The following is a 15688-nucleotide window of genomic DNA, read 5'->3' as shown; positions in this document are numbered from 1 at the left end:
CGGCGGGACGGATCCGGACCCCGAAAAACCCCGACGTAGTAGCCTCGTGGCATGCCGCTCATCGAACTCCCCATCAGGACTCCGAGGCTTGTGCTTCGCAGATTCGAGGCCACCGACCTGGAGCGGTTCCACGCCTACCAGTCATTGCCCGAGACTGCGCGATTCCTGCTCAGGCAGGAATTGACCCTCACACAGTCCATGGAAGCGCTGGGCCGCTACGCCAACTTCACCTTCGAGCAAGAGGGCGACTGGGTGTGCCTCGCCATAGAGCGCGCGGACTCGCCGGGGCTGCTTGGCGAAGTAGTACTCAAATGGCTGCCGGGCACGGGACAGGCCGAAATCGGCTGGATCCTGGCTCCGGAAAGCCGAGGCCAGGGCTACGCCGCGGAGGCAGCCGAGGCCGTGCTCCGTCTGGGTTTTGAGACGCTCATGTTCCACCGGATCGACGCCAAGCTGGATGCCCTCAACACGTCGTCGTCGGGATTGTGCGAGCGGCTTGGGATGCGCCGCGAAGCCGAGCTCGTGGACAACTGGCACTACAAGGGCCAATGGTCCACTGAAGTCATCTACGCCATGCTCGACTCCGAGTGGCGCGCCCGGAAAGCGGACTTACGATGACATGCGCGAGAATAGCGGGTACCGCTGGTGTTAAGGTGGGCTGAGCATAAGAGAGATGGGGATCTTGACGTGGGCGCATCGGGCGTAGCGGTAGTAATCGAGGATGACGATGACATCCGTGAGGTGGTCCATGCCGTCCTCGAGGCATCGGGCCTGGAGGTTTACGCTGCCGGGAACGGCGTCGACGGCGTGGATGCGGTCCGCCTTCACAACCCGGACGTGATCACCTTGGACCTCGGCCTGCCCGACATCGACGGGATCGAGGTTACCCGCCGGGTCCGCGAGTTCAGTGACGCCTACATCATCATGCTCACCGCCCGCGCGCGTGAAGTGGACACACTGCAAGGGCTGGCCATCGGCGCTGACGACTTTGTCACCAAGCCCTTCCGTCCCCGCGAACTTCTGGCCCGGGTTGAGACGCTCCTTCGCCGGCCTCGCGGCAGCAAGCTTTTGAACAGTTCAGGAGGGGGCCCGACGGCGGAGCTGCCGCCGGCGCCGACGTCGAACTCGCCAACCGGCCCCACACCCGTGCTTCCGGCGGCCGAGGGACCAGGGCTGGAACACAATGGCCTTTTCCTGGACGTAGCCACGCGGACAACCCGGGTGGGAACCGAAGAGGTGCAATTGACCCGCACCGAGTTCGACCTTCTCCAGGCCCTCATGGAGGCCGGACGCGTTGTCCGAAGCACCACGGGGCTTGCCCGCTGGCTCCATGCCAGGGAGTACGAAACCGGAGGCTATGTCAGCGAATCCGAAGAGCGCGCCATCCAGGTACACATCGCCAATCTGCGGCGGAAGCTCGGCGATTCAGCGCAGTCGCCGCGTTGGGTTGAAACCGTTCGCGGTGTCGGTTACCGCCTCGCTGCAAAGACGTCGGAAAACTGACCCAATCTTAAGGGAACCTTTAACAAGGCTCTTTACGCTGAGAAAGTCAACTTCGGATTTTCACGGCTCAAAGGAGCACTGCATGAAAAAATTCGCCGCAACACTGCTCATGACGGGCCTGCTCGCTCTTGGCGGGTTTGTTACTCCTGCCAATGCCGCCCCGAAGACCACGCACGACACCACGAGCACCATAGTAACGACGGTCAAAACCGTCCCTGTTGTGAACTACGCCTCGATCGGTTGGTGGCCCAACTAGCTCGCATTAGATGCCGTTTAGCCACCTCAAAACGGCATTTACTGCCAGCTACTTGGGTAGACGGGCAAGAAAAAGTTCCAAGCACCGCCCGGGGCCACCGCCCAGGGGCGGTGTTTCTTTTGGGCGGACGCCTTAGCTCTCCGTGTCCAGCGGAAGACGGACTGACACCGTGGTCCCCACGCCGAGGGCGGACTCGACATCGAGCCGGCCGGAATGGCGTTCCACAATGTCGTGGGCTATCGCCAGGCCAAGCCCGCTCCCGGGGATGGCGGCAGTGGAGGCGTTTGATGCGCGGAAGAACCGCGTAAACACTTGCTCGATTTCGGTTTCGGGGATCCCGACGCCGGTGTCCTCCACTCGCACCACAACGCTGGGAACTGCGCCCGGGTCCGAGGTGATCCCGCTGCTCACGGCAACGTGGCCGCCGTCGGGCGTGAACTTGATCGCGTTGCTGATGATGTTGGCGAAGACTTGCTCGAGCTTGGCCTCGTCGGCCTGGACAGTCATGGTTCCGGGCGCATGCATCACGGTAAGGGACAGCGAACGGGAGTCGGCGAGCGGCTGCAACGTTGAGACAACAAGCCTGAGCAAGGTGCCGACATTCACGCGGCTCAATTGGAGGTCGCCGGACGTGTCCTGGTGCGAAACGGTGAGCATGTCTTCGATCAGCCGTCGGAGCCGCTCGGCATTTCGTGAAATGACGTCGACCATCCTCCCGACACCCGCGGGAAGTGGTCCACCGGCGCCTGTGCGGATCATGTCGAGATAGGCAGTGATGGAGGTCAGGGGAGTTCGAAGTTCGTGGTTCACCGTAGTGAGGAAGTCGGTCTTGGCCTGGTCGAGTTCCTGGAGCTTGTACATGACTTGCTGTTGCGCGCCGATCAGGTGGCTCTGCATCAAGCCGTACGCCAAGTTTCCCGAGACGTGCTGAATCAGGCCTATTTCGGCCCGGGTCCACTCCTGTGCCGTGTCCGGGCGGGCGATCCAGATGACCCCGAGTACGAGATCTCCCTCGCCCACCGGCACCACAACTGAGGCCGACGGCGCGCCCGAACCGCCCGGCGCGCCCGAACCGCCCGGCGCGCCCGAACCGCCGGAGTCACCCGCGGGAGCCCGTTTCGGCAGCGGTTGCACCTCGGCTTCCGCCCACAACTGCTCCGCCAGTTCGAACGTGGCGATCTCGTCGGTGAGTTTGCCTGGCAGGACGCCCGGGACAAGTCCGGGAGCGTTCCACTCGGCACTCACCTGCGGCACCCGCCTGTCCGGGAACGTGGTGAACCAGACGTGTTCGGCGCCCAAGGCCTCGCCGATTCCATCCACCAGATGCCGGGCAATCAGCCCCGGATCAATGGTGGACCGGATCGCCGCGGACACTTTTCGCAGGCTCTCCCTCAGTGACTCGGCCTCCGAACGGCGGCGCGTCCGTTCGGAGGCACGGGCTATCAGTACCAGGGCCCGGTGCACCCGAAATCCGGGAGGCTGGCCCCGGTAGGTGAAATCAGCAATCGTCCACCCTTCCAGGGCAGCAACATCCAGCTCGTCCTCAGGATCCAGCAGGAGCAAAACCGGAACGCTGTTGCGGGGAAGGAACTCCCGGAGGTCGTTGTCCACCACCAGCACGTCGCTTGGTTCGCTTTCCAGCGCGGCCGCAAGGGAACCGGCGTCGTGCGCTGAACGAACCATGAACCCTGCCGCGGCGAGCGCCGCAACCGTCTCTGCGTGACGAACCGGGTCAGGGTCGGCCACCAAAGCCCGGTTTGGCACCGATGCATCGTTAGTCAAGCTGCGCTCCTACTGTTTCGGTTCGGCCCCCTGGGGAGAGCCTACTATCGAGAACGCTACTTGAGCCCTGCACCGGGCAGCAGATCGACGGCGCCGAGCGAGTCCGCAACGAAGGCATAGTCCCAAGCGCGCTCGCGCCATTGCACGTATCGTCCGGATGCTCCGCCGTGTCCGCCCTCCATCTCGATCTTCATCACGATGGGCGCAGTGCCGGTGGTCTCGGAACGCAGCACCTGGACCCACTTGGCTGGCTCGACGTAGAACACGCGGGTGTCGTTGAAAGAGGTCACTGCGGCGATCCGCGGGTACGAAACGGCCCGGATGTTCTCGTAGGGAGTGTAGGACTTCATGTACTCGTAAACCTCGGGATCCGTGATGGGGTTGCCCCATTCTTCCCATTCGAGCGCGGAGAGCGGCAGTTCCGGGTCCAGGATGGTGTTCAGTGCGTCCACGAATGGCACGGCTGCCACAATCGCAGCGTACTTTTCCGGGGCAAGGTTGGCCACAGCACCCATGAGCAGACCGCCCGCGGAGCCACCCATGGCGGCGATCCGCCCAGGCGCCACCCAACCGGAGGACGCGAGCCAGTCCGTTGCGGCGATGAAGTCCGTGAAGGTGTTTTTCTTGTTGAGCTTCTTGCCGTCGTCGTACCAGCGCCGGCCGAGCTCGCCACCGCCGCGGATATGGGCGATCACCATGACGATTCCGCGGTCGAGGAGGGATAGCCGTGCCACGCCGAAGCCGGGATCCATGCTGACTTCGTACGAGCCATAGCCGTAGACCAGGCCCGCGGCGCTTGAGTCCTGCTTAAGGGAGGCATGCCGTAGCACGGACAGCGGCACACGCGTGCCGTCCGCAGCCATCGTCCATTCCCGGGTGGCCACGTAGTCGGACGCGGCGTACCCGCCCAGCACGGGGCTTTCCTTCCGCAGCAGCAGTTCGCCTTGCGGCAGCGCGGCGGTGGGCAGCACGAAGTCGTACACCCTCGACGGCGTGAAGAAAGACGTGTATCCGATGCGGATCACCGGGGCTTCGTAGTCCGAACCTGCCACCCCGGCCGTGTACAGCTCCTCGTCGAAGGCGGGCTCCACAGCGGCGCCCTGCGCCTCGGTCCCCAGCCCGGCGAGCGGCAGCGCCTGCACGCGTTCGATCGTGTCCTGCCGTACCGCCACCACCAGATGCGTCGAAGTGACGCCCGCGCCGTTGACGCGGACGGCGTCGGAATGCTCGACGACGGTGCGCCAGTGCTGCTCGGCCAGCGGCTTGGCGAACTCGGCCGGGTCCGCGATGGACACCATCGAGTTGATGGCGTCCTTGTTGTGGGTCAGGAGTATGGTCTCAACTCCATCGAGCAGGAACGGCTCGGCCTCGTAAAGGATGTGTTCGTCGCGGGAAATCACGGTGGAAAGGCCGGCGTCGAAGTCGTCAAAGCGCAGCAGGCGCGTCTCGCTGAATTCCGAGCAGCCGATGCCCAGCACGAGGTATCGCCGGTCGGAGGAGAGCTCGAATCCGAGCCACATGGCGACGTCGTCCTCCTGGTAGATGACCTCGTCCTCGCTGACCGGCGTGCCAAGGACGTGCGACTTCACCTGGTACGGGCGCCAGGAATCGTCCACGACGGTGTAGAAGATCCGGGTGCCGTCGGGGGAGAAAGCCACGCCATAGAAGATGTTCTCGATGACATCGGGCAGCAGCTCGCCCGTGCGCAGGTCTTTGATGCAGAGCGTGAAGCGTTCCTCGCCCGAGTTGTCCACGGCATAGGCGTAAAGGTTGCCGTCCAACGTCACGGCAGTGCCGCCAACGGAGAAGAACGGCTTGCCTTCAGCCTCGGCGTTGCCGTCCAGCAGGATTTCTTCGCCTTGGAGTTCGACGCCGGGTTCCACCGCCGGCGGGGTCCAGTCAGCCACGGGATCGCCGGAGTTCGCGGCCCGGACGCGGCAATGAATGCCATACTCCTTGCCCTCAACGGAGCGGGTGTAGTACCACCAATCGTCCTTGCGGCTGGGGACCGAGAGATCGGTTTCCTGGGTACGGCCCTTGATTTCCTGGAAGATGGCCTCACGCAGCGGTTCCTGGTGTGCGGTAACAGCTTCCTGATAGGCATTTTCAGCCTTCAAATGCTCGACGACCTCGGAGGACTCCTTGTCCCGCAGCCATTCGTAGTTGTCCACGAAAACATCGCCATGGTGCTCGCGGGTGGTGGGCACCTTCTTGGCGACAGGGGGAACTGGAGGGGTGACAGGCTGGCTCATGGGCTAACTCTATAGACGGCCACTGATAAGCGACCACAGATTTCGCTCAGGGCGGCCGCCCGGTCAGCAGCCGATGGTCTTTGTGTAGGGTGAACCCGTCCAGATATTGCTGGTTGAGGGCACATGGTATTGGCCGCGGATTTCGAAGGTGAAGTTTCCGTTTTGCCCGTTGTAGGTGTTGTTTAGTGTGTATTTCCAGTTGTTTGCGGCGTTGAGATCGCCTGTGTATACAACCCGCGAAGTGTTGTCCTTGACGATCAGCTGATGGTAGTTGGCGCCCGGCACGGGCGTCTTGAGGGTAATGACGAGCGTGTTGTTATCACAGGTGGAGGTGACCTGCGAAGCGGTCGGCGTCGTGAGCTTCAGCGTTGACAGGCTGGTTGAACCGCTAGCGGACCCATTGAACGCGGCTTGCGCGATACCGGGAGCGAACACCAGTACCGCAGCCGCAGCCAGGACCGCGGCGACGCGCCCCAACGCAGGGGTCCGCGCGGCGTCGGCGGTGCTCCGGCTTCTACGCAAGGTCAGCGGCTTTCTGTCAGGCCCGGTGGTCCATTCCATTCTTGCCGCTTTCATGCGGTAAAGGCAGCGGACCCGGTTCGGTTCTTTGAAGAGGATTTCATGCAGCGCGCCGGGTGGTGTGACCGCCCAGGGCTTTCTCCAGCTGTGGTTGGTGCTGGCGGACGAGTTCCCCGGCTTGGATCGCCGCAGTGTGATCGGTGGTGACCAAGGCGTGTTCGAGGCGGACGCAGTGCTGTTCCATCCGGAGCGCCCCTACCATCGAGGAGCTGGTTTTCAGGCTGAGCACCGCATCCATCGCGAGGTCACTGTCGCCCGTACTCAGTGCGCGGCTGATCTTGTCCACCCGCTGGGGCAGCATCCTCGCGTAGGCGGCGGCGAACTTCTCGGCGGCCTCCTTGCTCTTCATGTCCCTGGCCAGGCGCTTGAGGGGGCGGCGGTCAAAGGCCGGCACGGCAGCGGCGGACTCCACGGCGTCGTCGTCTTCGGGCTTTTTCCGCCAGATGGAGACGAGCACCATGACCACCAGGGCGGCCGGAGCGCCGTACATCAGGACCTTCAGGACAACGGGATCACGAAGGCCGCGGATCGCGTTGCCGAGGTAGGGGACGGTGAACACCTGGCGGTCAACCTGGCCCGCTGCCAGGGTCGCTGTCCAGGGGTCGGCGCCGTTGTTGGCATCGCCCTTGGTTCGGACAGTGGCCGTGCCTTGGTTGTTCACGGTCAGGTCGATGATCCGGTGGGTCTCCACCCGCTGGTCCTCCACCGGAATGTGGTAGGTGATGATGTCCCCGACCTTCAGGTTCTGGACCGCCACGGGAACGGTGACAACCACGTCTCCCGGGTTGATCAGCGGCGACATCGAGCCGGTGAGCATAGTGCTGGTCTGGTAGCCGAGGACGCGGGGCCCGACGGCGAGGAACAGGAACGCAGCGACCGCGGCGACCATCACCGTGGTCGTGATGACGCTGACCATGGCGCGGGCAAGCTTCGACGCAACGTCCGAGTGCTTATTTGAGCTGGGCTTATCGGAGCCGGGTGTCGCCGTCGTGGTGGCTGTCCGTGAGACCCGCCGGTGGCGGACCAGTGATGCGGTCATGGCTGGGTCTCCGTTCTGGGGGGAGGCCCTCCGCCGTCGTTTTCAGGGGGGCTCGACGGCGGAGGGCTGGCTGGGGTTGGGGGTGTTACTGGGCGGTGGCGGTGCGCTGGGTGCCGGTGAAGGTGAAGGCGATGGTGCTGCTCTGGTTTTGCAGGGAGTTGTCCGCGGTGGAGGGCAGGGTCAGGGTGACGCGGAGGTTGTCGGTGTGTCCGGGTGCGACGGTGGTCAGGTTTGCCAGAGTGAGGTTGGCGCCGATGACGGGGCGGGAGGCCAGGACGGAGGTGGTGGTGCCGCCGCAGGTGTAGGTGTAGGCGGGGGCGGTGCCGGCTTCGGTCCAGGCGACGGAGCAGTCATCGACGGTCATCTGCAGGCCCATGGTGGTGCTGGTGTCCAGCAGGGAGGTCGGGGAGGCCGTGGTGGTCAGGGTGATCGCGGAGAGGTTCTGGTTTCCGGTGGCGTTGCTCAGGGTGGCTACGCGCTGGACGGTATCGCCGGGGACCAGGCCGGAGGCGGCGACGCTGAGGCGGTTCGTGGTGCCGGAGGCGCCGAGGGCGATGTTCACGATGCCGGAGGCGACGGTGTTGCTGGCGGAAGTGCTAGAGGTGAAGGCACCGTAGGTTCCCAGTCCTGCCACACCGGCAGCAGTGCCGACCAGGGCCAGGGATGCGATGACTTTGCCGGTGGTGGTTTTCAGGTTGAGACCCATGATGATTTCCGTTTCTTGAAGCCCGTGAGACCGGGTCTTTGCTGTCCGATGTCCTCTACTTTCCGGCAGGTTTTTTAGGAAGCCGCAAGGATCCCGCAAGCTTTTCTCGAAGATTAGTTAAATATTGGATCAAGTAGTTTTCGAGTGGTGGGAGGCAGGCGTTTGCTGCCTCCCAGTAGTGGAAACGAGTAGCCCGTGGCGGCTCAGTAACCGTGGGCGGCCACATATTCAGGCAGGGTGTCGTCCCGCAGCGCCGCGGCCACTTCTCCGATTCCCGCGTAATCCGGCAGCACGATCGATTGTCCGTCCGGGGAGGTACCCGTGCCCGCGGTGGGCAGGGTGAAGAACACGGAGGCTTTGGGGTCCACGGTGCGGAGTCCGTAGGCCAGGATGGCGACGGCTGCGGGGTCGTATCCCTGGTCCACAGTGAGGTAGTTGGCTGCAAATTGGACGAGTCCCAACACACCGGCAGGAGTCTGGACGCCCCCGGAAAGCTTGGCCAAGAGGGCGCGGAGGAACGTCTGCTGATCGCGGACGCGCTGGTAGTCTCCGTCCACGAACGAGTAGCGCTCGCGGACGAACTCCAGGGCCGCTTCTCCGTCCAAGTGGTTGATGCCGGCAACAAAGGTGTGATGGGTGTCAAAGCTGGCGGTGAAGGGCAGTGTGACATTGACGTCGATCCCGCCGAGGCCGTCGGTCAGGACTTTGAAGCCCTCGAAGTCCAGCATGGCGGTGTGGTCTATGTGCGTGCCCAACAGTGTCTCGATGGTCCGGACCACCAGGGGGATGCCTCCCACTTCAAGGCTGGCGTTGATTTTGGATGCGCCATAGCCCGGGATGTCCACCCAGTTGTCCCGCATGATCGAAATACCGTAGACCTTGTGCCGGTCTGCTGGGACGTGGATCAGCATCAGGCAATCCGAGCGTTGGTCAGATGATTGCCCCGTTGTGACGGTCTGGTTGTTCTGGTCCCTGGCGTTGGCACGGCTGTCGCTGCCAATCACCAGGATGTTCATGGGGGTCGCGGGAAGCTCCGGGATTGTCGGCGGGGCCGGTGCGGGGGCCGGTGCGGCAGCGGTTGGCGCAGGGGACTTGGTGGGGGATGGAGTATGGGTAGCCGTTGCGCCCGCGGAGGCGCTCGAGGGCGACGATCCGGACGAGGTCCTGTTGGATCCGGCGATGACCGCGGCCAGAACCACCACGAAGGCCAGCAGAACTGCCAGTCCCGCAGCAAGCCACAGTCGCCGTCGTCCGTTCATGTCCGGAACGTATCACCCAGGTGAGTTAAAAACGCGCCAGGGAAGGCCTCATTTCGGCCACAATAATCGCCCGTATGCAGTCCCGGAGTCTCGACAAAATAACATCCAGGTAGCACGATGAGAGATAAATCTCTCGCCTTCACATGGACCGGCTTTGTCGTGTCCTTTCGGTTCCGCAATGGGGGGCTCTTAGCCCACGGAGCTGGACGTTATCCCTGCGAGCAAGGGAGGATCCTGCATGGCCCAACGTCGTGGCACCGCACCGTATGCGGGGGACGGGCGGCAGTTGCGAGCTGAAGTTCATAGGGAATTTAGAAGAAACCGAGTCACCGTCAAACGACGCCATGGTCTCCGGCGCCTCAAAATTTCCAGGCTAATAACAGCCGGTCAGCAAAGATTTTCCTAAGGAATGAGTCTTATGACTGCTCATCCAAAACCCGTTATATTGCCGCGCCTTCGAGCCCTCATGGTTTTGCTCCTTGCCCTCGTGTTGCCCGTGGCCCTGAGCGGCACAGCGGCAGCGGACAGTGGCAAATCCGCAAGGACGTGGACTGTCCAGGTCGGCTCCGAATCATCGGACCAGGCCATCCAGGGAATGTCCTTCCTGCCGAAGAACATTTACATCAATGCCGGTGACAAAGTCACGTGGGAGGCCAACGCGGCCGAAATCCATACGGTCACGTTCCTGGCCGCGGGGCAAACCATCGAGTCCACGCAACCTTTTGATCCTTTCAGCCCCCTGTATATATCCGCGCAGGGAGGCACGTCCTATGACGGGCACTCCTATTACAACTCCGGCGTGATGTCGAACGTCTCGAACAGTGGGTTCGCCGAAGTCAGTTCCTACACCTTGACGTTCCCGGATACAGGCGATTTCACGTATTACTGCCTGGTGCATGGCGCGGCCATGAAGGGCACCGTCCACGTGCGGGCCAAGGGTACGGATTACCCGTACACCCAGGAGCAATACAACAACCGGGTGGAGCGGGCCGAACGGGCCATCCTCCGTGACGGCTACCAGCTATGGAGCGACGCCCGCGACCAGGCGGACGATCACACCGTGATTGCCGGAGCCGACGACGGCGTGGCCAGCGTCATGCGGTTCATCGAACCCAAAGTGGTCATTCACGTTGGTGAGAAAGTGAGCTTCGTCAACAACGGCATGGGCGAGCCGCACACGGTGACCTTCGGTGCCGAGCCGGCCAACCCGTTCCCGCCGCTAGGCGATCCGACGAATTACACGGGCGGACAGCTCAATTCGGGCATTTTGCCGCCGGGCGTGACATTCACGGTGACCTTCAACAAGGCAGGAGTGTACGACTACATCTGCGCACTTCACGATTACTTTGGAATGGTCGGCAAGGTGGTGGTGAAGGACTAGGCCGCTAAATTGAACGCGTACTGGAGCTTGTTTCCCGTACGGTGGTAGTTTCTTGCATATCCGGGGCTGGTTTCCTGCATGGGCGCTTCAAAGACCTGGCTGGGAACCAAGCCCCGGGGTGCGGATGGGGGCGGACGCGACGGCGCGTGCCGCCGTCGTACGCGTTGTATTCTGTACGCTTAGCCGAATTAATAAGCACCCTTAGGAAATGAGTCTTTGCGCCATGTTGGACAGCCCTCATACGTACTCGAGTGCACTGGGCGCCCCCGGCTTTCTGGCCGGAACCTTCCTCTTTGACCCGCTCACAGGGAAAGCGGAATGGTCCGACGGGCTCTTCAATCTCCACGGCTACCAGCGAGGGGAAGTTGTGCCCACGCTCGAGCTACTCATGTCGCACAAGCACCCGGATGACAGGCCGCGGGCCATGGAGATCCTGGCTCAAGTATTCCGCGACGGCGGACACTTCTGCATCTACCACCGGATCATCGACGCGCAGGGACATGTCCGTCGGGTGCTGACCGCGGGTAATGCGAAACTGGACCCATCGGGGACCGCCGCGCTCGAGGGGACCACGGTAGACCTGACGTCCACACTGCGGCGGGAAACCGAGCAGGCGGCGCGCGACGCCGTCGCGGGCGCCAATGCGACCCGGGGCGTCATCAATCAGGCACGCGGCATCCTGATGGGGCGGCTGCTCCTTAGCTCCGACGCAGCCTTCAAACTGCTTGTGAGTTGCAGCAGCATGACGAACGTCAAGGTCGCTGTCCTTGCCTCACACCTTGTTCGCGTGGCTGACACCGACGAGGGGCCGGAAGCAATGGACGGGTTCATCCGAGTTCTCCAGGCTTGCGACCAAGCGGCGGTGAATCGCGCGTTGGACCCGCAGTAAGAAGCCGGCCGGCGCAGCCATCGCCTCTCGCTGGACGGCGTGGCAGTATGTTGTGAGTCAGGCTCGATGAGGGCGTCTCCGCGATAAGGAGCGACGGTCATGACCTACATCTACAACTTCGCCGATGTGCAAGCCGGCGACGTCGCCGTGGCTGGCGGCAAGGGCGTCGGGCTGGGCAACCTGGTTCGCGCCGGGCTTCCGGTCCCGCCCGGGTTCGTGCTGACCACCGCGGCGTATGAGGCCTTCGTGGATGCCAACGGGATTCAGGCGCGCATCCAGGAACTGGCGACGCTCCCGTCGGAGGCCGCGCCCCAGGATTACGAGGATGCCTCGGCCGCAATCCGGGACCTTTTCACCGGCGGCACCATGCCCGCGGCCATCGCCTACGAGCTCGCCGCCGCTTATGAAGGACTCCGCGACGTCGACGGCGGCTCTCGCGAGGGCGGCGGCGGCCGCGACGACGGCGCGCCCGTGGCGGTGCGCTCGTCCGCCACTGCCGAGGACCTCGCCTCGGCCAGCTTCGCCGGGCAACAGGAAACCTACCTCAACGTCCGCGGCGCCGAAGCGTTGGATGCCGCCGTCGTCGATTGCTGGTCTTCCTTATGGACGGCGCGGGCCATGGCCTACCGGAACCGGGAAGGCATCGCACCGGGCGATGTACGCCTCGCGGTAGTGGTCCAGCGGATGGTCGAGGCCGAGTCGGCCGGGGTCATGTTCACGGCCAATCCGGCCAACGGGCGCCGCGACCAGATCGTCATCAGTGCCGCGTGGGGACTGGGGGAGTCCGTGGTCAGCGGAACAGTCACCACGGATGACCTTGTTGTCGAGGCGGGAACCGGCCGCGTGCTTTCGCGCCGGACGGCCGACAAGGAAGTCATGACTGTGTACGAGGACCGCGGCGCGGACGGCGAAACTGCGGACGGCGGGGCCGAGGACCACCCGCCGGACCGCGGCATCCGGGACCAAGGAAGGACTACGGAGCAGCCGGTCCCTGCGGCGCTTCGCAACCAGGCCGTGCTCGACGACGAAGCTGCCGCCACGCTGGCCCGCTATGGAACACGGATTTCGGACTACTTCGGAACTCCGCAGGACATCGAATGGGCGCGGGCCGACGGCACTTTCTTCATGCTGCAGTCCAGGCCCATCACGGCCCTGCCTGAACCCGTAGCTGACACCCCGGACACCTGGCCGTTGCCCTACCCGAAGGGGCTCTACTTCCGGGCGAGCATCGTGGAACAGCTGCCGGACCCGCTCTCGCCGCTGTTCGCCGACCTCATTGACGGCTCGGTGACCCGTTCGCTCAAGGCTCTGATGAACGAAGCCGTCGGGAGTGACGTGGTCAGGGATGGCGACGTCGGACTGCCCACCATCAACGGGTACGCCTATTACTACTACCGCTCCTCGGCAATGTGGCGGGTGATGGGCAAAGCGCCGGGGGCCATGCTCGCCTTGGCTCAGGGCAAGGCGCACATGGGCATGACCGGTTGGCGTGAATTCTCGCATCCGCGCTACAAGGAAGTGCTCAAAGACTGGTCGGCGAAGTCCGCGGCGGAGCTTTCGGGGGAGGAGCTGCTTGAGGGTGTCCGGACGTTGCTCGATGCCGGAACCGTGTACTACACCGCCGTGGAGTCAGTCATTCCGATCGCCGCGACGAGCGAAATCTCCTTCCGGGCGTTCTACGACAAACTCATCCGGCGCGCTGGAGATCCCCCGGCCGAGACATTCCTCCTCGGTTACGACAGCGAACCCATCCGCGCAGAGAAATCGTTGTACGAACTCGCGTCTTGGGCCCGGGAAGTTGAGGGGCTGGCTCCGGCGATCCTCGATCAAGCGACGGCGGCACTGGCCGAGTCGCAGCGAAGCTGGCTCCCGCCGGCCGGCATGGACCCGGCCCTTTGGCAGCAGTGGCATCCACGGTTCCAGGCCCATCTCGATCGCTTCGGTCATGCGGTCTACAACCTGGACTTCCTCAGCCCGGTGCCGGCGGACGATCCTTCGGCGCTGTTGGATACGGTGAAGTTTTACCTCCGGGGCCAAGGCAACGACCCGCATGAGCGCCAGCGGCTCTCGGCCGCCCGGCGGGAGGAGCAAACCGAGCGGGTGCTCGCCCGGCTCGGACAGACCCGTCTCGGGCGGGGTCGCAAGGCGCCGTTCATCCGTCTGCTCCGGTGGGCGCAGAAGTCCGCACCGATGCGCGAAGATGCCCTGGCCGACGTCGGGCTTGCCTGGCCGCTGATCCGGCGGATGCTGCTCGAACTCGGACAACGGCTGGTGTACTCCGGCGTCATCGCCCGCCCCGCCGATGTTTTCTGGCTGCGCCAGCAGGAGCTGCAAAGCGCCGTCGAGTTCGGCCTCGCCGCGCCCCAGCCGCCGGGCACGGCGGAACCGCTTGCACCGGTGGCGGTGGCAATTACGGGGGCTGCGCGCCCCGTCCGTGCCGACGTCGTCGAGGAACGCAAGATGCTTTGGCGGGGCCAGGCCAAGGCGGCCGCGCCGCAACTGCTGCCGGAGACCCGTTGGATGAAGCGCACTTTCGAATCAATGATGCCGGCACGCTCCCAGGACCAGCCGGGCGACGTCATCAAAGGGGTCGGCGCGAGTGCGGGCCGGGTTAGTGCTCCTGCGCGCGTCCTGGGCGGGCCGCAGGATTTCGGCCAGATGGCGCCCGGTGAGGTCCTGGTTGCCCGTATCACCACTCCCGCGTGGACCTCGCTGTTCGCGATGGCGTCCGCCGTGGTCACCGACGTCGGCGGGCCGTTGAGCCACAGTTCGATTGTGGCCCGTGAGTACGGCATCCCCGCTGTGCTCGGCACCGGAGTCGCCACCCAGCGGCTCACGAGCGGCCAACAAATCACCGTCGACGGCGACGCCGGCACCGTGACAGTCGAGCACCCACCCGCCTAGCGTTGCGCCCCCCTCCGACGCTCGCTCACATATGTGGGGTTTTCGGCGGACGCTCGCTCACATATGTGGGGTTTTCGGCGGACGCTCGAAAGTTGTCAAGCTGTGTGGAGTCACTGGGCTAGTTTTTGGGGTGTTTTGGTCTGGGGGAGGTTGATCCCGGCGTATGTGGCGGGGGCCGGTGTGGTGGGTCGGCGGCGGAATCTTCCCGGGTGTCGTTCGTAGTAGTCCTGGTGGACTTTGTCTCGCTTGGTCCAGAGTTCTTTCCACGACCCGTCGTGGACCTGTGATGGTGAGAACAGTGCGATGCCGGAGTGTTTGTGATCGGTGCTGTACCAGTGCACGTAGCAGGTGAGGTACTCCCTGGCGGCCTCGAGATCGTTAAAGATCCGGGGGTAGCCGGGCCGGTATTTCATCGTGCGAAAGCCTGACTCCGAGAAGGGATTGTCGTTGGAGACGTACGGGCGGTTATGGCTGAGTTCCACGCCGTGGGCGGTGAGGGTGTCACGGAGCAGGGTTGATCTCATGGCCGGGCCTGAATCGGCATGCACGATGCGCGGGGCGCCGTGCCGGGCGATGGCTGTCTTGAACATCTGCGCGGCGAGGTGGTCGGACTCGCGTTCCTCCACCCGCCAGCCGACGATTTCCCGGGAGAAGATGTCCATGATGGAGTACACCTTGAAAACCTTGCCCTGCCACTTGGCATAGATGTCGGTGATGTCCCAGGACCAGACCTGGCAGGGTCCGGTGGCCTTGACCACCGGCTTTTCAGAGGAACCACGCGTGCCCCAACGCTTGCGCGGGATGGTTGGGCGGGCCTGCTGGTCCTCGTAGTCTGCCGCGATCCGCCACCACGAGCGGTTGGAGGCGAGCAGCTCGCCGTTGTCCCAGGCTGTGGCGAAGGCATGGTCAACGGAGTTGCCCTTCTCCCAGCTGGCCAGGATGAGCCCCAGGATCCGGTCCTGATGCGCGGAGCTGATCCGGGATTCGTAGGCCCGGTCGCTCTGGTGGATCGGGTGCTGCACCGCCGGACGGGGATTGGACCGGTAATGCCAGGTCCCGCGCGAGAGGCCCGCCAGCTTGAGCGCTGTCCGCTGGGAGCCGATGATCACATGCAGTTCCAGGACCAGAGTGTTCTCGG

13 protein-coding genes are annotated in these 15688 nt (G+C 64.0%); 6 read left to right on the top strand and 7 right to left on the bottom strand.

All coding sequences use genetic code 11. The annotated features are described in order from the left end of the window. Positions 1-51 precede the first annotated feature (51 nt). From ACSKT0_RS20045 to ACSKT0_RS20035, 3 genes are all read left to right on the top strand, one after another. Positions 52-618, top strand: coding sequence for a GNAT family N-acetyltransferase (locus ACSKT0_RS20045; protein WP_437771288.1), 567 nt, complete (start codon positions 52-54; stop codon positions 616-618). Positions 619-687: 69 nt separating this feature from the next. Then, the gene (locus ACSKT0_RS20040; RefSeq protein ID WP_437771287.1) at positions 688-1503 is read left to right on the top strand and encodes a response regulator transcription factor; all 816 of its coding nucleotides are present in this window, start codon (positions 688-690) and stop codon (positions 1501-1503) included. Positions 1504-1585: 82 nt separating this feature from the next. Further along, positions 1586-1759: a hypothetical protein gene (locus ACSKT0_RS20035; RefSeq protein WP_437771286.1), complete on the top strand. Its 174-nt coding sequence runs from the start codon at positions 1586-1588 to the stop codon at positions 1757-1759. Positions 1760-1891: 132 nt separating this feature from the next. Here ACSKT0_RS20035 and ACSKT0_RS20030 read toward each other — a convergent pair whose 3' ends face one another. The 6 genes from ACSKT0_RS20030 to ACSKT0_RS20005 all read right to left on the bottom strand — a co-directional run bounded on the left by ACSKT0_RS20030 (position 1892) and on the right by ACSKT0_RS20005 (position 9376). Further along, positions 1892-3541: a sensor histidine kinase gene (locus ACSKT0_RS20030; RefSeq protein ID WP_437771285.1), complete on the bottom strand. Its 1650-nt coding sequence runs from the start codon at positions 3539-3541 to the stop codon at positions 1892-1894. A 56-nt stretch (positions 3542-3597) separates the two neighbouring features. Further along, positions 3598-5793, bottom strand: coding sequence for a S9 family peptidase (locus ACSKT0_RS20025; RefSeq protein WP_437771284.1), 2196 nt, complete (start codon positions 5791-5793; stop codon positions 3598-3600). 63 nt (positions 5794-5856) lie between these two features. Continuing rightward, positions 5857-6369 carry a hypothetical protein gene (locus tag ACSKT0_RS20020; protein ID WP_437771283.1) on the bottom strand — a complete coding sequence of 171 codons (513 nt, stop codon included), beginning with the start codon at positions 6367-6369 and terminating at the stop codon, positions 5857-5859. Positions 6370-6412: 43 nt separating this feature from the next. After that, a complete protein-coding gene (locus ACSKT0_RS20015; RefSeq protein WP_437771282.1) occupies positions 6413-7411 on the bottom strand; it encodes a signal peptidase I in 999 nt (332 codons plus the stop codon). An 85-nt stretch (positions 7412-7496) separates the two neighbouring features. Further along, on the bottom strand, positions 7497-8117 hold the full coding sequence (locus tag ACSKT0_RS20010) for a TasA family protein (protein WP_437771281.1): 621 nt from the start codon (positions 8115-8117) through the stop codon (positions 7497-7499). Positions 8118-8320: 203 nt separating this feature from the next. Next, positions 8321-9376, bottom strand: a complete 1056-nt coding sequence (locus ACSKT0_RS20005) for an LCP family protein (RefSeq protein WP_437771280.1) — start codon at positions 9374-9376, stop codon at positions 8321-8323. A gap of 418 nt (positions 9377-9794) precedes the next feature. On the opposite strand from ACSKT0_RS20005, the gene ACSKT0_RS20000 reads away from it, so the two are divergent. The 3 genes from ACSKT0_RS20000 (at position 9795) to ACSKT0_RS19990 (ending at position 14550) form a co-directional block, all read left to right on the top strand. Further along, entirely contained in the window at positions 9795-10757 is a 963-nt protein-coding gene (locus ACSKT0_RS20000; RefSeq protein WP_437771279.1) for a plastocyanin/azurin family copper-binding protein, read from the top strand. A 208-nt stretch (positions 10758-10965) separates the two neighbouring features. Then, entirely contained in the window at positions 10966-11646 is a 681-nt protein-coding gene (locus ACSKT0_RS19995) for a PAS and ANTAR domain-containing protein (RefSeq protein WP_437771278.1), read from the top strand. Positions 11647-11745: 99 nt separating this feature from the next. Beyond that, positions 11746-14550, top strand: a complete 2805-nt coding sequence (locus ACSKT0_RS19990) for a PEP/pyruvate-binding domain-containing protein (protein ID WP_437771277.1) — start codon at positions 11746-11748, stop codon at positions 14548-14550. Positions 14551-14660: 110 nt separating this feature from the next. Here the strand turns inward: ACSKT0_RS19990 and ACSKT0_RS19985 are convergent, their stop codons facing one another. Next, positions 14661-15659 carry a transposase gene (locus tag ACSKT0_RS19985; protein WP_437771022.1) on the bottom strand — a complete coding sequence of 333 codons (999 nt, stop codon included), beginning with the start codon at positions 15657-15659 and terminating at the stop codon, positions 14661-14663. Between the last annotated feature and the right edge of the window lie 29 nt (positions 15660-15688).

Origin of the sequence: Arthrobacter sp. KNU40 (assembly GCF_051515115.1) — a bacterium.
Classification (GTDB): domain Bacteria; phylum Actinomycetota; class Actinomycetes; order Actinomycetales; family Micrococcaceae; genus Arthrobacter.
Note: the sequence above shows the minus strand (reverse complement) of the source record. Positions and strands in the feature narration are given on the sequence as shown.